Source organism: Bacillus sp. JJ1521, assembly GCF_036965165.1.
In the GTDB taxonomy this organism is placed as follows: domain Bacteria; phylum Bacillota; class Bacilli; order Bacillales; family Bacillaceae_L; genus Ferdinandcohnia.
In genome coordinates, this window is sequence record NZ_JBALOX010000095.1 from 1 (window position 1) to 21,936 (window position 21,936).

Annotated in this window: 14 protein-coding genes and 1 pseudogene; 13 read left to right on the top strand and 2 right to left on the bottom strand. The window is 37.9% G+C overall.

All coding sequences use genetic code 11. The features are described from left to right. Positions 1-120 precede the first annotated feature (120 nt). The 9 genes and pseudogenes from V7147_RS13830 (at position 121) to V7147_RS13865 (ending at position 15,267) form a co-directional block, all read left to right on the top strand. A complete protein-coding gene (locus V7147_RS13830) occupies positions 121-4,020 on the top strand; it encodes a leucine-rich repeat protein (protein WP_335368434.1) in 3,900 nt (1,299 codons plus the stop codon). A gap of 90 nt (positions 4,021-4,110) precedes the next feature. Then, positions 4,111-8,577, top strand: coding sequence for an Ig-like domain-containing protein (locus V7147_RS13835; RefSeq protein WP_335368435.1), 4,467 nt, complete (start codon positions 4,111-4,113; stop codon positions 8,575-8,577). Between the two features lie 240 nt (positions 8,578-8,817). Then, a pseudogene (locus V7147_RS25225) lies at positions 8,818-9,009 on the top strand (LacI family DNA-binding transcriptional regulator); the annotation flags it as partial. Positions 9,010-9,018: 9 nt separating this feature from the next. Next, on the top strand, positions 9,019-9,903 hold the full coding sequence (locus V7147_RS13840; RefSeq protein WP_335368436.1) for a LacI family DNA-binding transcriptional regulator: 885 nt from the start codon (positions 9,019-9,021) through the stop codon (positions 9,901-9,903). Then, positions 9,900-10,952, top strand: coding sequence for a Bug family tripartite tricarboxylate transporter substrate binding protein (locus tag V7147_RS13845; protein WP_335368437.1), 1,053 nt, complete (start codon positions 9,900-9,902; stop codon positions 10,950-10,952). The genes V7147_RS13840 and V7147_RS13845 overlap by 4 nt, the downstream gene beginning before the upstream one ends. A 3-nt stretch (positions 10,953-10,955) precedes the next feature. After that, on the top strand, positions 10,956-11,438 hold the full coding sequence (locus V7147_RS13850) for a tripartite tricarboxylate transporter TctB family protein (protein WP_335368438.1): 483 nt from the start codon (positions 10,956-10,958) through the stop codon (positions 11,436-11,438). Positions 11,439-11,456: 18 nt separating this feature from the next. Continuing rightward, complete coding sequence (locus V7147_RS13855) at positions 11,457-12,968, top strand: tripartite tricarboxylate transporter permease (RefSeq protein ID WP_335368439.1); 1,512 nt, start codon at positions 11,457-11,459, stop codon at positions 12,966-12,968. Between the two features lie 6 nt (positions 12,969-12,974). After that, positions 12,975-14,138: a Gfo/Idh/MocA family protein gene (locus V7147_RS13860; protein WP_335368440.1), complete on the top strand. Its 1,164-nt coding sequence runs from the start codon at positions 12,975-12,977 to the stop codon at positions 14,136-14,138. Between the two features lie 55 nt (positions 14,139-14,193). Further along, entirely contained in the window at positions 14,194-15,267 is a 1,074-nt protein-coding gene (locus V7147_RS13865; RefSeq protein WP_335368441.1) for a Gfo/Idh/MocA family protein, read from the top strand. A gap of 484 nt (positions 15,268-15,751) precedes the next feature. Here the strand turns inward: V7147_RS13865 and V7147_RS13870 are convergent, their stop codons facing one another. Next, the gene (locus V7147_RS13870; protein ID WP_335368442.1) at positions 15,752-16,099 is read right to left on the bottom strand and encodes a hypothetical protein; all 348 of its coding nucleotides are present in this window, start codon (positions 16,097-16,099) and stop codon (positions 15,752-15,754) included. 413 nt (positions 16,100-16,512) lie between these two features. Between V7147_RS13870 and V7147_RS25230 the strand changes: the two genes are divergently transcribed. From V7147_RS25230 to V7147_RS13880, 3 genes are all read left to right on the top strand, one after another. Then, entirely contained in the window at positions 16,513-16,746 is a 234-nt protein-coding gene (locus V7147_RS25230) for a LysR substrate-binding domain-containing protein (RefSeq protein WP_438824596.1), read from the top strand. Positions 16,747-16,970: 224 nt separating this feature from the next. Continuing rightward, on the top strand, positions 16,971-17,837 hold the full coding sequence (locus V7147_RS13875) for a hypothetical protein (protein WP_335368443.1): 867 nt from the start codon (positions 16,971-16,973) through the stop codon (positions 17,835-17,837). A 259-nt stretch (positions 17,838-18,096) separates the two neighbouring features. Continuing rightward, the gene (locus V7147_RS13880; RefSeq protein ID WP_335368444.1) at positions 18,097-19,299 is read left to right on the top strand and encodes a Bcr/CflA family efflux MFS transporter; all 1,203 of its coding nucleotides are present in this window, start codon (positions 18,097-18,099) and stop codon (positions 19,297-19,299) included. 828 nt (positions 19,300-20,127) lie between these two features. Here V7147_RS13880 and V7147_RS13885 read toward each other — a convergent pair. Beyond that, positions 20,128-20,721, bottom strand: coding sequence for a TetR/AcrR family transcriptional regulator (locus tag V7147_RS13885; protein ID WP_335368445.1), 594 nt, complete (start codon positions 20,719-20,721; stop codon positions 20,128-20,130). 167 nt (positions 20,722-20,888) lie between these two features. Here V7147_RS13885 and V7147_RS13890 point away from each other — a divergent pair, with 167 nt between their 5' ends. Next, positions 20,889-21,842, top strand: a complete 954-nt coding sequence (locus tag V7147_RS13890) for a zinc-binding dehydrogenase (RefSeq protein ID WP_335368446.1) — start codon at positions 20,889-20,891, stop codon at positions 21,840-21,842. Positions 21,843-21,936 lie beyond the last annotated feature (94 nt).

Sequence of the window (21,936 nt, forward strand, 5' to 3'; positions counted from 1 at the left end):
GCAATTTTAGGTAAACGTTTACTTAATTCTATTTGGAGGTGTTAAATGGGATATCTCTGTAAATCCTTCTTTGAAGAAAAATATTAAGGGAAACACAAATAATAACGGAGGTGCAAGTTCATGTATAAGAGAGTACATAAAGCCCGAAAAGTACTAATTCTTTCTTTAGTATTTCTTTTGATTTTTACTTCGTTTCAATTTACAAGGGGTTCAAACACACAGGCAGCTGATACTAATGGCACATTTGATGCAGAAACGGGAACGTTGACGTTAAATAGTGAATTTGTAGCTGGAAAGTTAAAGGACCAAATTGACTCTGTACTACCCGGTGGAAACAATTATGCCGATATCAAGGTTTTAATTCTAACAGCGGGTGTGATTGGAGTTGGGAAAGCAGCCGATGGCAATGATGTAACTGGAATAATTAACGAGTTAACTAATCTTGAAGATTTACAATTAATAGGTAACGCTACAACTCAAAGGACTTCAAACAGTAACTCTCAGGGAATTACACCTGCAAACTTATTTAGTTCGGCAAATTCTAAATTGAAATCGGTTACATTGAAAAATGTAACAAAGATTGGAGCAAATACATTCAGGGGAGTCACAGCTTTAACAATTTTAGTCATACCGAGTGTGACAAGTGTTGAAGATGTAAACGCTTTTGAAGGCATCTCAAATCTTGAATCTATTGAATTGGGGGGAACACCACCACTAACAGGACCTAGTTTGTTCCCAACGGATGCTACATTCTATGTACCGGCTACTAAGGTTGAAACTTATAAGAGTGACGCTTTATGGGGGAGTGTGGAGAATAGAATCCAGGCTGTAGTTAATTCTCCAGAAGAGGATGAGGTTACTCCTCCTAAAAAAGATGATGAAGAAAGTGTCCTGCCTGAAACTGAAGCAGGTGTAGAAGGGGTAGCTGTCATTACATTCGATAAAACAGATAGGCTTGTTGATCTATTAAGGGAAGCTGGCTTTGATAGCACAATTCCGGAACAAGCTGCAAAGTTAAAAAAGATTGTAATAAAAGCAGGAAAAGCAAAGAAAACTCTTGCAAATGCAGATTTTAATCATCAAGGCAAACTTCTAAGTAACTATATTAATCTAACATCATTCATAATCGAGAAGCCGGATGATCCTGTCCATTTAACCTGGAACGGGAATAAAATACCTAATAATGCCTTTAAAGGGCTTGAAAAACTGAGAGAAGTTAAAATAGGAATCGCTACTTCCAATATTGGATCATCTGCGTTTGAAGGATGTATTTCGCTTGAAACAGCCGAGTTCCTTGATACACGTATGATTAGTCCGAAGTCTTTCAAGGGGAATACAAGCCTTACATCACTTACATTTAATAAAACATATTTACCAGTAGGGTTTGAAGAGTTTCCGGGTGAGCCCACTGAATGGTTTGAAGATGTAGATACTAGTAAACTAACTGTTTTCGTTCCAACAGTTGCAATAGAAATCTTTAAAGAAGATGAGGATTGGAGCACTATTTGTAGCGGGTGTGAAATCAAGTCTAACGGTGATGATGCAGAGAAGGGGGCAGATGAAGGGCCTCCAGCAACTCTGGAAGTTGAAATTACTAATTTTACTACAAAAAAACTAGAAGATGCAATTAAAAATTCTCCTTATTTTAGCGGTAATTTTGAGGATATCCGAGTACTTACAATAAAAGCCGGTATTTTATCCTCTGCCGATATCAGCTTTATTGCTAGCAGTCTTAAAAAGCTCGAGGAGCTTTATATTATCGAAGAGGCAAATTTTGAAAAAGGAGCCATTCCTAAAAATGCCTTTGAGGGTAATAGATATTTAAGAAAAATTAAAGCAGAGAACGTAGAGGAAATTGATGTAAAGGCTTTTAATTTATTTGAAAGTCTTGAGGAAGTAGATTTTCCGGATGTAAAAATTATTAGATCACAAGCGTTTGCGCAAGTAAAGGGTTCTAGTGATAGCAAGCTTAAAATTGCGAGGTTTCCAAAAGTAGAGGTTATAGAACAGAGAGCTTTCTATTATTGTGTGAATTTAGAACATTTGTACTTAGGTTCACAACCACCGACACTTACGGTCCCTGAGGGTAAACAAGGCTTATGGTTTAACTTTGTAACCGGCATGACAATTCATGTACCTGACCGAGCTGCATTCGATGAATATGTCAAAGTTGAAAATAGCGAAATGATTGATTGGAGTGCATTTGACTTCATCGCTGAAAATGGCGATGAGTTACCAGCAGTAGAGCGAGCAGATGCATATAATGACGCGAACTATGACCATCTTCGTAAGGATCATACACTGCCTTTTTATAACGGTGATTATAAAACAAGTCTGAATTTGTATACATTTAATATGAATCTAAACTCATGGATTCAAGGACGTACCTCACCGGAACCAATGACTACTTTTGAGGCAATCAAGTGGGCACACGAAAACGGGTTTGATGCAGTAGATATCACAGCTTATTACATTCCTGGTTATAGTAATACAGCCATGCCAACAGAAGAACAGCAGAAGGAAATTCTTGCATTTGCTAAGAGCATTAAAGAATATAGCGATAACTTAGGCATTGCAATAAGCGGTACTGGAATTCAAAATAACTTTGCAGACCCTAATCAAAAAAGACGTGAGCTAGATATTGAGAGAACAAAATTTTATATTCAAGTTGCAGCTGAAATGGGGGCACCTGTAATTAGGGTGTTTGCCGGACCACCTCCTGCTGATATTTTACGCTCAGGCTGGGAAGCAATAACAAAAGATCGAATTACGCCTGCCATTCAAGAAATAGCAGACTTTGCACAAGAGAATTATCCGAGTGTTGAAATTGGTGTTCAAAATCATGGTGATATGCTAGCAACGGCCAACCAAGTCCTTCAGCTACTCGAATGGGTTGATCGAGACAACGTTGGTATTGTGAACGATACAGGTTATTACCGAGATTTTATGAGTCTTGATGCGCGAGGCTATGATTGGTATTCGGATATTGCCCTAATCCTTCCTTATTCAAACAACTTTCAAGTGAAGAAAAAACCAGGAGGGGCAGAAACAACAGAGTTAATGGATTTAGAAAGAATTTTTAAAGATATGAGAAGCAGCTCTTATGGGCGAAATGGTGAATATGTACCTGTTGAATTATTATGGAATCCGGGAGATGAAGGTTATCCAGGGGATCTAGCTGAACCGCCTTATGAAGAAACATTAGCATTTCTTACTAAGATGAAAATTGCAATGGATAGAACAAAGCGAACAGATATTTATTCGGATTTAAGCGGAATTCATTTATCATCAGGTGGGTTAAATGAAGAGTTTTATTCAGGAAAAACGAACTATACACAAACGGTTGATAATAATGTTACAAATGTAACGGTTACAGCGAAAAAGGCAGAATCACAGGCAGTAATACAGGTTAATGGGGAAATTGTAGAAAGCGGAAAACCTAGTGGACCAATTGCTCTTAACGTTGGAATCAATACAATATCAATCGTTGTTTCAGGGGCGGATGCAGTGGAAAAAACGTATACAATTGAAATTACTCGAGAGGCACAAGCTAAAACGCCTTCACTTGACTTAACCCCACTAGAGAAACTCATTGCAGTGGCCAAAGCAATTACAAATAATGATTCAGTCTATACAGATAGTTCCTTTGCCGCGTTACAAACTGCGATTGAAGAAGCTGTATCGGCATTAACTAGTATAAAAACAGAACAGGATTTAATGGAGGCACTAAAAGAATTGAACGCCGCGATTGATGGATTAGTAAAGGTTTCACCTGGTTTAGGTGATAATGACGGTGGAAAAGGTCCTGGTAAAGATGGAGATGAAAATCAAGGCAGTAAAGGATCAAGTAATGATAAGCGAAACCAAGGCAAAAACAGCAATAAACAAAAAGATAAAAAGGGTTCAAAACTTCCGGTTACGGCAACATCAATGTTTACAATGTTATTGATGGGCATAGCGTTGCTTCTTGCTGGTGTTGGATCAATGTTTGTTGTAAAAAGAAGAAGAATTAGGGGCTAAATAAATTTAAAAATCAGGGTTATCCACGAGGAGCAAAAAGAAGGCTCGGAGGATAACCCACTTTTTATAAATTAATCAAGGAGTGAAAGTATGTATATTCGAGTACGTAAAGGACTTAGCCTTATAATAGTTATTCTCTTAATATTGACATCATTGGAACTCACCTTAGGTAAAAAAATTAATGCAGCTGAAGAAGATATAACAATTTCACTAAAGGCGGACCATCCGAATATTGTAAATGTTGAGGAAGATTCGCACTCTATCGTTGTAATTAAAAATACAAATTTTGAAAAGCTGAATCAGCAAATTTCCAATGGTATTGATAGCATCTTAAGGGTAGTAGACATAAATGGTACTCCTAAAAAAGAAACAGATGAGCTTTTAACGGGTGACAAGTTAGTGCTAATAAAGGGGAGTTCAAAGAAAGAGTATACGATTCAAGTAAATTATTTTTCGCTTAAGAACTTAGCATTGAATCCTGATGAACAAAACATCAAAGTAAGCTCAATAAGAGGAAATACTAAACCTTTAAACGCCTTTAACGGTGAATCCACCGGCAACGCTGGCAGTGGATACCAAGTGGATCAGTCTCAAAGCAAGCCAGCTAGTATTAGCGCTGGCAAAGATACATTTTGGCTTGCCGTTGACTTAGGTGAAATTCAAACAATTGACCAGTTTAGCGTTGCATGGGGGACAACAGTTAGTAATTTAACAACGAGACTAAAAGATTCGAAATACCGTGTTGAATACACAAATGATCCTGAAAAATGGGCAGCTGTCTCAAACGCCACCGTTTCCGGAGCAGATGGTATTTTAAACTACAGTAAACCGGCTGGTTGGGACCTTGCATATGAGCAAGATGTAAGAGAATTACCGAATGCAAATGGTAATAAGGTATTTATGAGCAATCTAGAGACACCAATTTCAGCTCGATATGTGATGTTAACAGGAGAGCTTGCAAGCAGTTGGATTGAAATTTATAACTTCTTTGTGTTTCAAAAAGAGTCTAGTGAGGGAGACCCAAATCAACCTGTCTACCCAACAGAAGAGTTAGCCGGAATTGTTCCAGATTATGAAGGAATGAGTTTAACAGTAGGGAGACCAGCCATTGTAAGAAAAGATACTGCGGTTCCTAAAATTCATATAACTGCAAAAGAAGATATTAACGTATCAGGAGAATTAAAGGACCCAAATGGGCGTACTATCTATACAATTGCAAAACAAACCGTTGAAAGTAGTTCGACAATTGTTGTTGCGCCTGATGTAGAAGCATCTATCCTTGGAACATATGTTTTTGAATGGGAAATTGAAGGAAGAAAAAAGGTTTATGATAAAGTCTATTTCACTGCCGTAGACGAAGACATTTCTAAATACAATTATACCAACCCCTACCCAGCACTATATTTACATGAAAATAGACTGGTCTACATTCCTGATTATCTAGGCAACACTGTTATGGATTATTCCAATGTAGGATACCAAGGTGGTGGTATTGAAATTCCGAATGTTCCTGTGAAAGTTATCCTTGAGCCTTCCGAAGACTATACATCGGACGATACCGAGCGTATTCAAAACGCAGTTAACATGATAGGACGTATTGCGCCCGATTCCAATGGTTTTAGAGGTGCATTACTATTAAAAGCGGGTACTTACAGGGTAAGTAGTTCAATTAGAATTTCTGAAAGTGGAATTGTAATAAAGGGAGAAGGAGATGACCACGAAAATATAGAAGAGCATCCGATACCATTAAGTCCAACTAACTGGAAGAATTATAAACAATCCGAGGAAGCTAAACCAAACGTTACCAAGGTTGTTGCAACTTGGGTGGCTAGCTCCTATGATAAAAATACAGCTATCTTCAATTTTTCTGGCTCAGCAGATTCAAAAAGCGGTAGCCCTATCGAAATTGTTGATCAATATGTTCCAGCTGGAGGATATACACTAAAACTTGCATCAGTGTCTGGTCTTAGCGTAGGGGATACGGTCAATATTCGTAGAGCTATTAATGCAGCCTGGGCCCAAGACCTTAGAATGGATGTTATTACTGATGCGCCAGGGGTACCCTCAGCTAATCAGTGGGCGGAAAATGGAGTTGTCGATAATGCATATGTTAATAAAGATGAAGAGCGTACAATAAAGTCTATCAATCATGATACCAATGAAATAATTCTTCTAGAGCCTTTAGCAGATGCACTTGATATGAGATATGGTGTTTCGACAGTGACAAAGTATGAACCGACAGGCAGAATAAATAATGTAGGTATTGAGAACATTCAGGTGTTATCGAGGTTTAATGAATCAACTACAGCAATTAATTCTGCATTTGGTGTAGATTATAAATCATTTGATGATGAACTTCATGCACAGCTTGCGGTTCGTTTTGGTAATGCACAAAATGCGTGGGCAAGGAGGATAACCACCTATCACATCGATGTTGCTGTGTCCATTTCAACTGGTGTTAGCAAGCTTACTATTCAGGATGTGAACTGTCTTGAACCTGTAGGTGGTACGGGGGGAGAGCGTCGATATAGTTTTTCAAATGCTGGAGGGACATTAGTGTTAAGTCAACGGAACTATACCAGATATACTCGCCACGGGTTTATTGTAATGGGTCATGTTATTGGTCCTAACGTATTTTACAATAATAAAGCGGAATACGAATTTGATGCAAATGAGCCCCATTTGAGATGGTCTACTGGTGGGTTATATGATAATTTTGACGGTCGAGTTTATGTACAGAATAGGTGGAACAATGGAACGGCTCATGGTTGGTCAGGTGCAAATTATACACTTTATAATAATACTGGTCCTTATATCATCAGTCAGAATCCGCTTGCAGCTAATTATATATTCGGGCAAAAAGGTGAAAGACTCCCTTTCGTAATGGATGCAGTGGACCCAGGAAATGTTCCTAATTACCATCCTTATGAGTACAGCAATGGGAGTAAAATGGCACCAGAAAGTTTATACATTCAGCAGCTGAAGGATAGGTTGGGACAAGAAGCTGTAAATAATATTAATAAAAGTGATATTCCTGCTTATATTGACGAATCCAGTGATTTTACGACAATATTTGCATCACTAGAAGGAATTTTAGTTGACGGTATACCATTAGAGAATTTTAACAAGGATGTTCTTTCCTATAATGTACCTGTCGCTTTAGACTATACAGTCCTTCCAGAAATATCGTATAAGGCAGATGCTAATACAAATGTTGTTGTTTCAAATGATGGAAATAAAGCAATTAAACTTACTGTAAGTATGCCAGGAAAGCTGGATACTGTTTACGTAGTAAATTTTGGGATTATAGACAAGGATGTTCCAATTACCTCAAGTGCAGGGCAATCATCAATTTTTCATTTAATTGATGGTGATCCAAAGACATCATGGTCCGCATCAGGTACGCCATGGGTTCAATTTTACCTAGGTGATAAGCCTGCTTCAATTAATAGTGTATCACTTGGTTATTCTAGGGACACGCAAATCAGACGGTCGTATTATTTTGATTTTGAAATATCAAACGATGGATATAATTGGACCAAAGTGATGGATGATAGCTGGAGAAGAGATAATTTAGGTAATGGGCATATAATGGGTATGGAAGTTTTACCCGGTGCAGGTGGAGATTCTATAACTGATTATGAGACATTTATATTTCCTGAAGGAATATCAGCACGGCTATTTCGTGTATCGATGTTTGGTGCACGATCAGGAACTGGAACAGGCACATCCAACGTTAATAAATATTGGGCAATAGATGTTGATGCTACCGTTAATGAAGAGCACCTCAAAGTGTCAGGAGTTAAAATATCCGAAAAGGAGTTAAGTCTCAAAAAAGGTGAAACTAGACAACTTACGGCATCAGTGTTACCTGCGAATGCTTATAATAAAGCTGTTACATGGAGCTCCTCCAATGCAGGAGTTGCTACTGTCGATGATACTGGTCTTGTTACAGCAATTGCAGAGGGAAGCGCAACTATTACAATAAAAACTGTTGAGGGTGGATTTTTAGACACCAGTAATGTGACAGTCAAAGAAAATACTCTCCCATCAATTGATTTAAGTCAATTAAAGAATCTCATTGCTGAGGCAAAAACAATTTCAAATGATCATTCAGTGTATACTGAAAATACTTTTGCTGCATTACAAGCTGCAATCAAGAAAGCTGAATCAGAACTAGAAAAGATTAATACAGAGTTAGAATTAACCCAAGCACTGGAAACATTGAAAGCAGCGTTAGATGGATTAGTTAAGGCAGCACCTAGCCAGGATAGAGACATCCCTGAGCAAAATGGAGATACGAATCAGGATGATAAAAAGAACCCTAGTCAAGACGGAGATCATAACCGGGATGTTGACAAGAACCATATCCAGGACGACAAGAAGAATCAAGGTGGCGAATCTCAAAATCAAGGTCACGATGTCCAAACAAATAACAAAGGTAAAAAGCTCCCTAATACAGCATCATCTATGTATACACTGTTAGTAACAGGATTATCTTTACTTTTAGCTGTTACTATATTTATATTTGTTTGGAAAAGAAGATTAAGAGGTTAAAAAATTCACTGGTAGGGTGAGAGCAAGATCATCTATTCCACTTGTTTAAAGAACGTTCGAACTAATAATCAAGTATTTTATTAAGGTTCAGTGATTAATTTAAACCTTAAGTTAACAAAATAAAATTTATTTTCAGAAATATACTTGACACCAATTGAGGCTACTATTAAAATATGAATCAAGTAAACGTTTACTTATAATAGATTGTATTAAGTAAACGTTTACTAATTTTTAATAACAATGAGTAAACGTTTACTTATTAGGAGGTGTTCAATCCTGAAGAAACAAGCGAAAAAGAAATATACAACACTCCGAGACGTTGCCAAGTTAGCTGAGACATCTATAGCAACTGTATCTTATATTCTCAATGATTCAGAAGGGCGTTACGTCAGTGCAGAATTAAGAGAAAGGGTTCTTCAGGCTGCTAAGGAGTTAAATTATGTGAAAAGTGCTGTTGCAAGTAGTTTAAAGGGGAAAGAGCGAGGCATTCTTTCAGTGTTGGTTCCTCAGTTTGATAATCCATTTTTCACAAGGATTATCGTTGCTATTGAAGAAGTAGCGCATCGCCATGGCTATTTTATTTCGATTAGCACCACAGTGGATGATATGGAGAGAGAAAGAGAAATTATCAAAAAAATGATTGAACAGCGCGTAGACGGCATAATAATCAGTCCGACCATTCAGGGAACAGAAAATACCGACCATCTTCGGAACTTGGGCATTCCTTACGTTATTCTTGACAGACCATTGATTGGTCTTAACGAATATGATTTCGTCGGGCCAGACAATCTCAGCAGTGGTTATTTAGCAACAAAACACTTAATTGATAATGGGCATAACAGAATTGGGTTTATGGGCTGGGATACCTCTATTAACGTTCAAGACAGGAAAGATGGATATACAAAAGCGATGGAAGATTCAGGCTTACCTGTTGAGCGGCAATGGATTCAACTAGGTTCTCTTGAAAGAGATACGGGTTATCGCTTAATGCAGAACTACTATGAATCAGGTATCACTGGAGTGGTATTTGGTCACCACATCCTAGCGGAAGGTGCAATTCGATATTTAAGAGAAAGAAATGTAAGTATTCCGGAACAGATGTCTGTTGTTCTAATCGGTACACCTACATGGGCGCAGTTAAGCGTACCGAAAATTACTTGTATAAATCAAGGAGAACAACAAATTGGTGAAATTGCCGCAGAGGTTTTACTAAGAAACATATCGGGAGAAGCTGAAAGTCAGAATTGGCATCAAGAAAAAATTACATGTGAATTAATGCCTGGCGATTCGGTAAAAAAACTAAATGATCAGGGGGAAAATTTATGAAAAAGAAAAATGGAATTATGTGGGGAATTGTTATAGCTGTAGTAGTTGTACTCGCATTAGTATGGCCTAAAATTTCTTCTAATTTTCAAGCAGAAGAATCAAATTGGCCAGAGAAAGATATTACCATGGTTGTACCTTTTAATCCCGGTGGTGGTACTGATTTGACAACAAGAACATTAGCAGATGAAATGTCGAAGGAACTTGGGGTAAATATTTCCGTAGTGAATACTCCAGGCGCTAGCGGTTCGGTAGGTACGCTAAGTGTTCAGAATGAAAAACATGATGGATATACGATGCTAGGTAATGGGTTTATGGCTTTTGTAAGTTACCCTGTTATGGGATACACAGAAAAAACACACCGTGATTGGAATATTTGGATTGCAACTTTTTCTCCTAACGTTATTGCTGTAAATGAGAATTCTAAATACAAAGATATTAACCAACTTGTGAAAGGCTTAAAAGATAATCCAGGCTCAGTATCAATTGGTACAGCTGGCATTGGTACAGGAGGACATATCGGGAGTGAAGTATTAAAGTCAGCCCTTGATTTTGACTACAAGCATGTACCGTACGAAGGTGGAAACCCTGCAATTTTGGCAGCGCTTTCGGGCGAAGTGGATCTTGTTCCTCAATTATCAATGGAAATGGTAGATATGCTTAGAGGTAACAAATTGAATGGTCTTGCAGCTCTTACGGATAAGCCATTTGAAATTGAAGGAGCAGACCCAATTCCATCTATTCTTGATGTAAATCCTGATTTGAAGTCAATCGTTCCTTTAGGGGAATCATTTGGAATTGCAGTGCCAAAGGATACACCGAAAGATGTTGTTGATAAAATTGATGCAGCGTTCAAAAAGGCGATAGATAGCGAAACAATGAAGAAGTTTGCAAATGAAAAAGGTGTAGAAGTTATTGGCTACAGTGGGGATAAGGCACAAGAATATGTAGAAAAGCTTGCCTCTACAGTTAACTGGGCTTTATACGATGGTGGAATAGCAAAAATTTCACCTGAAAAGTTTGATATTCCAAGACCAGAAAAAGGTGAATAACAAATGGAAACACAGTTAAAACATCTCGATTTCATATCTTCCATCGGTATGTTTCTGATTTCAAGCTATATCATTGCGGAAAGCTTAAGAATTCATGGAGAAGTAGGAGGTCCACTGTATGCATCACCTGGACTTCTTACATTATTTCTTGGAAGTATGTTGATGTTATGCTCAGTATTATTATTTGTTAAGAGTTTAAAAAAAGTAGGATTTAAAGCAAATGTTCTTGCAGTTAGGCAGTGGTTAGGCGAATTTATTAAGTCAAAAGAAATCCATAATATGCTGTTAGGGATTTTAATACTTGGTTTATTCGTCTTTATCTTACTTCCTAGATTTCCATTTTTACTATCTTCGTTCATATTTCTGTTTATTTTGATGAAAGTGATGGATGCTGGCTCTATTCTTAAAATAACAATCATTTCAATTTGTGTGAGCGGGTCAATTTTTACACTTTTTCAAATTATATTTAAAGTACCATTACCTTAAGGAAAGAAGTTGAGTAACATGGCCTTACAATATATTCTTGACACGCTATATCAACTTTTTACGCCTGTTAATCTTCTGACACTAGTGCTTGCGGTGTTTTTCGGTTTACTAGTAGGAGTACTGCCAGGGTTAACTTCTACAATGGCAATTGCTCTTTTGACTGGATTGACGTATGGGATTGCACCAGAGACAGCGATTCTTTCATTAATCGGCGTGTATGTCGGTGCAATATCAGGCGGAGTACAAACTGCAATTCTATTAAACATACCAGGAACACCAGCTTCAGCAGCAACAGCAGTTGATGGCTATAAGATTGGACAAAGGGGAGAGGCGGGATTAGGCATTTTTCTAGGAAATGCTTCTGCCTTCCTTGGCACCTTGTTTGGGGCAGTTTGTGTCTTGGTGCTTACCCCGCTTCTCGGGATGCTATCTTTAAAATTTGGTTCCTGGGAGTTCTTTTTACTTGCGGTATTCGGTGTTATGATCTGTGGTAGTTTGACATCTGGAGGTGACTCTTTAAAAGGGTGGATTTCCGGAATAATTGGGTTGTTTGTTGCGCAAATAGGATTAGACTCATTGAACTCGTATCCTCGATTCACTTTTGACAGTATGGCCTTAATAGGGGGAATTCCATTAATTCCTATTATGATTGGTTTATTTGGATTCCCGGAAATTGTAAACTCATTCAAAAAACAAGAAATGAAAGCTGTTAAAGAAGTGATTGAGCTCAGAGTAAAAAAAGGAATTTCGATTTTAAAAGGAAAAATATCTACAGTAACTAGGTCTGGCTTCCTTGGGGTCTTTGTAGGGATTTTTCCTGGAGTCGGTGAAGATGTGGCAGGTTGGCTATCGTATTGGGCAGCAAAAATGCGAAGTAAAAAGAAAGAAGAATTTGGTAAGGGTTCTTACGAAGGAGTTATTGCCGCTGAGACTGGAATTAATGCGACAATAGGTGGAAACTTAATTCCTGTACTGACCCTAGCTGTTCCTGGTAGTACATCCTCTGCAGTTTTACTAGCGGCTTTATGGTTACATGGTTATCGACCAGGACCTTTGTTGTTGGGCGAATCACCAGGGTTTATCTATACAATGAGTTTGTATTTGGTAGCTAGCGCTTTTGTTATGCTCCTTTTAGGACTATTTATTTCAAGATATACGGTAAAAGTTCTCCGTTTTGATAAAAAGATTTTAATGCCGATTGTCTTTGTATTTTGTGCTGTTGGTTCTTTCGTCATTGATAATTCAATCACGAGTGTTTATATGATGTTTGTTTTCGGAATAATCGGATTAGTTTTGTCGAAAATGGATTATCCAGCTGCACCATTTTTACTTGGGGTCGTTCTTGGACCAATGGCAGATTCAAATTTACGACGTGCATTAGTATTATCCGATGGTAGTCTTATACCATTCTTTACAAGACCTATTTGTATTGTATTTGTAATTGCCATTATTTTAATGATTTTAGCACAGTTTAAAGTCTTTGATAAGATAAAGCCTATAATTTCAAAGAAAAAAAGCATCTCGGGGTGACAATGAATGAAAAAAGTAAATGTCGGTATCGTAGGTAGCGGATTCATCGCGGCGATCCACATCGATAGTTATAAAAAAGTTTTCGGAATAGACGTATGTTTAAAAGCTGTGGCATCAACAAATAAAAAGGTACAGTCATTTGCCGAAAAATACAGCATCGAAAAGGTATATTCCCGATTCGAACAGTTACTGGAAGATCCAGAAATTGATGTTGTAGATATTTGCACACCAGCTCATCTGCACGAGGAAATGATAATACGTGCTATGGAGGCGGGAAAGCATGTCATATGTGAAAAACCGATGACAGGCTTTTATGGAACAGGAGATGTCAATATTGGGTCGAGTGTTCCAAAAGAAAAAATGTATAGCGATGTTATCGGGCGTATGAATAAATTAAAAGAAGTGGTCGAGCAAAGTGGCAAGTTATTCATGTATGCTGAGAATTGGGTGTATGCGCCGTCGATTAGTAAATGTGCCGAGATTATCAAAGCAAGAAGAAGCAAGATTCTTTTACTGAAAGGTGAAGAGAGTCACAGTGGATCTCATGCTGCTCATGCTGCCCAATGGGCATTTACAGGTGGAGGTGCACTAATCCGTCAGGGATGCCACCCTTTATCAGCCGTACTATATTTGAAGCAGGTTGAAGCCGAAGCACGGAACGAAGAAATCCATATTGAGAGCATAGTCGCGGAAGTTGGCAATATCACAAATCATTTAAATGAGCAAGATCGCGGAGTTATTGCAGCTCGACCAGTAGATGTTGAAGACTGGGCAAATGTTAGTATATCTTTTTCAGACGGTACAAAAGCTGCTGTGATGGCTGGAGATATGATTGTTGGTGGCATAAGAAACATAGTTGAAGTTTTCACTCCTGAAAGTGCACATATTTGTAATATGACACCAAACAACCATGCTTTATCATACTTTGCTAACGAAACGAATTTGGAAGATATATACATTAGCGAAAAAGTAGAAACGAAACAAGGCTGGCAGTTTGTAAGTCCTATGGAAGAGTACGTAAGAGGCTATGTGGACGAATTCCAGGATTTTATGGAGTGTGTCGCATTTGAAAGAAAACCAAAATCGGATTTTTCACTTGCCTATGATTCTACGAAAGCAATTTATGCAGCTTATTGGTCAGCTGCTGAAGGTAAAAGGATATACTTTTAGAAAATAATATACTACTAAATTGGAATTTCGTAATGTCATAGAGGAGAATAACACAATGCAAAAAAATGATGGAATGAATTATGCTCCACAGGGAAAACCACGACCAGTAGTTGGCAGAGGTGAGTTTGTCTTTGCCGCGATGGCACTTGATCATGGACATATTTATGGTCAGTGTAATGGTTTGTTAGAAGCGGGAGCAACATTAAAGTGGGTTTATGATCCAGACCCTGAAAAAGTAAAGCAATTTCTAGAGATTTATCCTGGTGTGAAAGTAGCTAGCTCTGAACAAGAAATTTTACAGGATTCAGAAGTTCATCTTGTAGCGGCAGCTGCTATTCCTTCAGAGCGGGGTCCGTTGGGAGTTAAAGTGATGGAGCATGGTAAAGATTACTTTACTGATAAAACTCCTTTTACTTCTATTGAACAATTGGAACAAGCAAAGTCGAAAGTACGTACTACTGGTCAAAAATACATGGTTTATTATAGCGAACGCTTACACGTTGAAAGTTCTGTTTTTGCAGGACAACTTATTCAAGATGGGGCAATTGGCCGAGTCGTTCAAGTGCTTGGATTAGGACCGCATCGATTAAATGCGCATATGCGTCCAGAATGGTTTTTCCAAATGGAGAAATATGGGGGTATCTTATGCGACATCGGCAGCCATCAAATTGAGCAATTTTTATTTTTTGCAGGATGCAAAGATGCTAGGGTGCTTCATAGCAAGGTAGCAAACTATCACTGTAAAGAATATCCTGAATTTCAGGATTTCGGAGATGCAACTTTGCTCGGAGACAACGGAGCAACCAATTATTTCCGTGTTGATTGGCTAACACCTGCTGGGTTAGGTGCTTGGGGTGATGGGAGATTAACAATCTTAGGAACAAAGGGGTATATTGAGCTTAGAAAATATATTGATATTGCCCGTAATCCAGATGGTGATCACCTATTTTTGGTGAATGATGAAGGAGAACAGCACTTAGAGCTAAATGGTAAGGTTGGTTACCCCTTTTTTGGTGAATTAATTTTGGATTGTTTAAATAGGACAGAACGAGCAATGACACAAGAACATGCATTTAAAGCAGCTGAACTTTGCTTGTTAGCACAAAAAGAAGCCGTAATTGTAGAATGACAGAAAAAAATGAATTCCGTAAAGAGATTTAATTCTTCACCTATAATGGCTTTTACGCTAAATCCTTTAATCAAAGCACGTGGAGTACTGTTCACTACTTGTAATAAAAGATTAAAACAGATGTAACAGTGAGTATAGAGCCTCTCCATAAGGAAAGGCTCTTTACTGTTTTTGACTGCAATTATATGTGATTTTTTACTTAAATTCGTGTTAGTTTTCCATAAAGATTCGTGCATAGTATTCTGTTTCTTCGTACAATATTTGTTCTATTCTCTCATTTCTCAATCGTGTCTTTGTCTTTTCAGTCATCATTAACGATTTGAAAGCTACTTGATATATTCGGCGTTTTTCCTTAATTTTTTTCCATGCCTTCACACCCCGTATACTATATATTTTATTTCAGTATCCAATTCCCCCTTTATTTTATGGCTATTACGGAAGCCGGCTTAAGATCATTCACGCCGGCCACTCTAAATTTATATTTTTAATTGTTGGAGGGAACTGGTACTGTTACATTCATTTCCTGCACTGCTCCAGGATAAAGTTTACCGGTATGATCTACAAGCTCAAGTTTGATGGTATGACCCCCAGTTTCAAGTTCTTTACTCCATGAGCCGATTTGATCCGTAAGTAGATCATCTCGTTTTACGCCATCCACTGTTATAACACCATTGTCCTCCCCTTCATTAGTACCTGCTATAACACCCCCGATAAAGTATGCAATATGAACCATTTCACCATGAATCATTGGTTCTCCCATAATTGCTGGCGGTCCAGCCAAGTTGTGATCAACTTGAGAAACAAAATGCATATGGATTTCAAAATGGGGCATTTCAATGCCTGCATGTTTGTGTCGTTCAAATTGTATATATGTATGATCAACAGGAGGGGCATCCGACCTTGCATTCCTTGTATTAACCCATGATTTTCCATCTGTTCTATCATTGCTTCTATAAAAACAAGCTTTCCATTGATCGTTCCAAGGATAGGACCATCAGAAGGTATAGCCCCATCTGGTGTATACCAATCCAAATCTTGAATGTAAATATCTAGGAAAGGACCCGGTTTATCTGGTTGCACCACCCAACTTCTATCAGTCACAGACTGATTGGCGCTTTGGGTTTGAGAATTCTTTTACTAAAGCCTGAAGAACTGCAAGGCAAACCAATGATTTTGCTTAAGAAGGGAAAGGGAATGCGGAAGATAGCGGATCTATTTTTTACATAGAAAGCAGTTTCCTCACAGATTATTCTGGAGACGAATAGTATCCACCTTGCCTATAATCTTGTTCAGGAAGATAAAGGATTTACTTTTTTACCGGGAGTTGCCGTCAAATCCCTTCATCAATTAAAACCAGGTGTCTTTTACCAGATGCAGGATTACATCATGGAGCGAAATTTTTATGCATGCTTTCGAACAGGCAGCTATCTCTCTCCTAGTATCAAGTATCTAATCCAGTCTATAGCACAGTTATTGTGACAAGGGGAAGGTTCATGTGCGGATTTATAGAACCTGATATCTGCAATCTACTCTAGAAAATTAGTAAGTGTGACAAATAAAGGAACCGACCTCAGTGTGTGAATCGTACACTCTGGGGGGAGTTCCTTTTACTTTTCACAAATTTGCCATAAAAAACTTCCAAACGGATGCCCCTTTTTTACCACCACCTTTCTATAACAACAATGAAAGGGTGGTGCATTCGTATGAATTTAAAATCGGGCACAATTGATAAGTTTGAGGATTATTCAAATTTTAGTAGTTTACAGGAATTCAATAGGCATATGGAGATGTGGATGCTTCAATACAAGGATGATTTTTCAAAAGGCGAATTAGTTGGGTTAAAACGCCTAGTTCGTTATTCAGCGAAAGTTCCAGGGGTTTGCAACGCAAAGATTGGCACGATGCTGAAGTCTATCCATGAGGAATACAACGGAAATGGCGTGTCTCGTTCTACTTTTAAACGAATGATTCAAAAAGCTGTGGCTTTAGGTATTTTTACAGTTTATGAAACCGAGCGCAAGAATGGCTCACAAACTAGCAATCTTTATGTGTTTAATCGTTACCCAGAAATCAATTCAACTCATCATGAACCACCTAAAAAGGAAATTTTGAACCACCATAATGAAACTAGTAATTCTTTTAAAACTAAACAAGATATAAAAGAACGTAAGGACGCTCCTCTAGATTTCACATTTACAAGTGATCGAGTTCCCGTTTCCTTTGTTGAAGCAGTAAAACCATTTTTTCCTGAAGCAAAAATAATCGAGGAGTATTGGAAAATGACAACTATTGCAGCAAATAAAAACAACCGCGACAAGGAATGTGTAGATATGATTGAGCTATCGATTAATGCCTTCAAACAAATGATTATCAAGCTAAAGAAAAATACAGTTCACAATCCATTTGCCTATTTTTATGGGGTGTTAACCCGAGAATTGGAAGAGCTATACTATCAGGAATTGGAAGAATCAGTGGAATATTTCGCGGAAAGTATTAGCAAGCAACGAAAAGAAGCATCCAAAAAATCTGAGCTATTTTCGTTACTTCAAGAAGTATTGCCGCTTACTTAGGCAGCAACTCGATTAAGAATTGGTAGATTCCCTCACACTAGAGGTTAACCCTATAATGGTCTGGAGCGGGTGATTCCTTCGTAGGAGCAACACTGTATCATCCAGGCATTGGTAAAGCTATGATCCAAAATATCTGTTAAAATAGCAAAATAAGCGATAACGAATGTAAAAAAAGCTCGTTGTGCATTTTTATAATTTTACAGATTAGGAGAGATGACTTATTTACCTCGAACAACAACAAGAAATACAAGAGCATCGATTGCAAAATCCAAAGGGGAAAACGCGTTTGGGGTTAGCGCTTTTGCTTGGGTTGCTTGCTTTTTTAGGGCCGTTTAATATAGACATGTATTTGCCTAGCTTTCCCGAGATTTCTCAGGATTTTGGGGCTGGTGCTACGCAGGTACAGCTTAGTTTAACCGCATGTTTAATAGGGCTAGCGATTGGGCAATTGGTTGTCGGGTCGATCAGTGATGCACAAGGTAGGAAAAAACCTTTGTTAATTGCTACTACATTGTTTGTTTTAGCTTCTATTCTCTGTGCATTTGCGCCCAATATGACAACACTGATCACTGCACGTTTTTTACAGGGATTTACCGCATCAGCTGGGGTTGTCCTTTCTCGCGCTGTAGTACGTGATGTATTTAATGGCAAAGAGCTTACGAAATTTTTCTCACTGTTAATGGTCATTAATGCTGTTGCACCAATAATCGCGCCTCTATTTGGCGGAGCAATCCTGGCTTTTCCATCAGCAAGCTGGCAAACCATTTTTTACTTTTTAGCTTTTATTGGACTTTTGATTGTGATTATCGTTGCCATGAAATTAAAGGAAACATTGCCACCGGAAAATCGTATTCCAAGTTCTATTGGTTCATCGGTTATGACAATGGGCAGTTTATTGAAAGACCGTTCTTTTATTGGCTATGCAATAGTTGTCGGATTTGTCCATGGTGGAAGTTTCGCCTATGTATCAGGGACTCCTTTTGTATATCAGGATATTTACGGGGTATCTCCCCAAGTATTCAGTGTTCTATTTGGGATTAATGGAATAGCAATTATTACGGGGAGTTTTATTATTGGACGATTCAGTGAGATCATCCCAGAGAAGAAACTGCTTCAGGCAGCTGTTACGATTGCACTGACGGCGACTCTCCTCCTGCTGATTATGACAATTATTAAAGGGCCGTTAGCGTCACTTGTCATATTGATTTTTATATACATGATCACCATAGGAATGATTATGACTAGCACCTTTACCTTGGGGATGGCCAATCAGGGGAACCGTGCCGGAAGTGCAAGTGCTGTATTAGGCATGCTCCCGTTGCTGCTTGGAGCGATTTTTTCTCCGCTTGCTGGTATTAATGAAACCTCGGCTGTTCCAATGGGAGCCATCATATTTACTACTTCACTCATCGGGTTTATCGCTTTCTTTACACTGGTAAGAACGAAAAAGGTAGAAGGATGAAATTGCTGTCAACTTACTGGATGAGAGTGAACAATTTTCAAAAAAAGTAAAAAACGAAAGAAGAGAAGTTTTTCCTCGCTATTTTGTGGTATCGATTTTACAATTAATCCCATGATTTCCCCTTGTCTCCCTGTGACAACACATGGGGTGCAGGTGATTATAGATCTGTTGAAAAAAATAAGGGGAAGGTTTAAAAACCAACCTTCTCCAAATACAATCCTTCGGCAATAATTGTAACAATATAGTATTTAGTAGGCTGCGGAACCATTCTAAATCACTGGAAAAGTGTCTTAATTGACTACTGAAGGGTGGCACTTAGAATTAAATGATAATAAATTGTGTAGAAGAAGGAGGATAGACATTTCACTATCCTCTTTAATAAATCGCAATAATTGTTAATTTTGCTGTTAAGATGCTGGTTTTTACAATGTAATTTGGTTCAGGTCTGTTGAGGAATTATTTTAATTAAAAGAACGAATCCCGATTTTGGTGGAATTCGTTCTTTTTTGCTTGTTAAGGTGATTGTATCCCCCAACTAATTTTAAATGATGACATAAGAGATGATTTATGAATTGGCAAAAGTCATTTTCTTTATTTAACAAGGTTATTGGTACTTTTATATAGGTTTTTGAATAACAATTGCTATTAAAAAAAACAAATTCTTTAACGAAGTGTAAAGAGCAAATTGTTTGACCATGTTTGTTAAAGTACATGACACGTAACCTTATCGATATTTGGTATGAAAAGGCAGATTGTATAGAGGAAAAATTTCGTAATTAATAATTATCTAATCACGCAACGTATGAAAATACATATTTCTAAAGTTTGTTAGTTGTCGATTTCTTTTATAACAAACCCTCTTGCAAAGGTATTAAAAATACGTATGAGACGATCTGTCATTTCACCGGGTGTCACGTCAAAATCCTGCGCAATCCAGTCCTTAATTAACCCCGCCGTACCATATGCCATATAACGCTTTTGGCAGTAATCATCAACAGAAGACACGCCGTATTGAATATCAAAATTATTTTTCAATAAATTAAATATCGCTTCAGGCAGTTGCTGGTGAATGTGTGGCAAGGTATCTTCTAAAAGTAATAATGTAAAGTAATCACGGTGATCGTAAATATAATACAACAAATCGAAGGAGTTTGTTGTTAACTCTTTTACTTTTACCTGACTATCGCTTTGGTATTTAGACATGCTGTAATACTGAATGGCTTCAAACATTTCATCCATTAACTCTTCAACAAGCTCATGTATGTTTTGATAATACACATAATAGGTTGTTCGATTATATTGCGCATAATCAACGATGTCCTTCACCGTAACAGCACTATATCCCTTTTTATGTACCATTTCAATGAAAGCCTTTTTTAAGAAATTCTTTGTCCGCATCGCTTGGTTGGAAGTGGATTTCATCATATTCCTCTCCTATTAGACAGATTTGATGAAGGTGTTGGTTTCCTCAACATTATAGCAAATATTAAGGATGGTTTACAGAAAGGGAAACCTAGTAAACTATAGATGTAGCTAGAATTATTAGCGGAGTACAAAAAATAAGATTTGAACAATTTGGAGGAGATAGTATGAGAGGTTGGCTATTTTCAGGTACAAATAAACCACTAGAATTGATTGAAAAAGAAGATCCGAAAGCGATTCCAGGTCACGTTGTGATAGACGTGAAAGCTGCTGGTCTATGCCATTCAGACGTTGCAGCTTTACAAGATCCAGGTTGGATGCCACTTTTCCCAAATGGTCCTGTTATTATGGGGCATGAGTTTGCTGGGGTTGTTATTGAAGTGGGTGAAGGTGTAGAAAATATTAAAGTTGGAGACCGTGTTGGGGCTAACCCAATGAATAGAGAAACAAAAGTAACTGCTGGGTATAACTATGACGGCGGGTATGCAGAAAAAGTGCGTGTTCCTGCAGATCAATTAGTAATCATTCCTGAAGGCGTTTCCTTTGTAGAAGGGGCAGCTTCAACAGATGCTGGGATCACAGCGTATCGTGCTCTTTTCAGTATTGGACAAGCTAAAGAAGGTACAAAATTAGGAATCATCGGAATCGGTGGTCTTGGTCAATTTGCTCTACAAATGGCACTAATTAAAGGTTGCGAAGTGTACGCTACCGATGTATCTCCAGAAGCTCGAAAACTTGCTGAAGAACTAGGGGCTCATAAAGTATTCGATACTGTTCTAGATATGAAAGAAGCGGAATGCGACGTCATTGTTGACTTTGCTGGTTTTGGACAAACAACATCTGATGCATTAGAAGCTGTAAAAGTTCAAGGAACAGTTGTCATTGTTGGTATGGGTAAATTAGAATCAAATATCAACACGTATTTAATGATTACAAAGGAAATTAAGCTTTTAGGAAGCAATGGTGGGTCAGTAGAAGACTTAAAAGGTGTATATGATTGCTTCGCTACTGGAAGAATGAATCCAGCTCTTATCACAATCCCGTTTGAAGAAGTCGACAAAGGTATAGAAAAACTGAAAAATCATGAAGTAAAAGGACGCTTAGTAGCTGTATTTGAATAAATGTAAGTTTTCTTTATTAAGGCAGAGGTTGGGATAAACAATCCTCTGAAATGAAAAAGCCTGTGAAATTTTTATCGTAAAATTTCACAGGCTT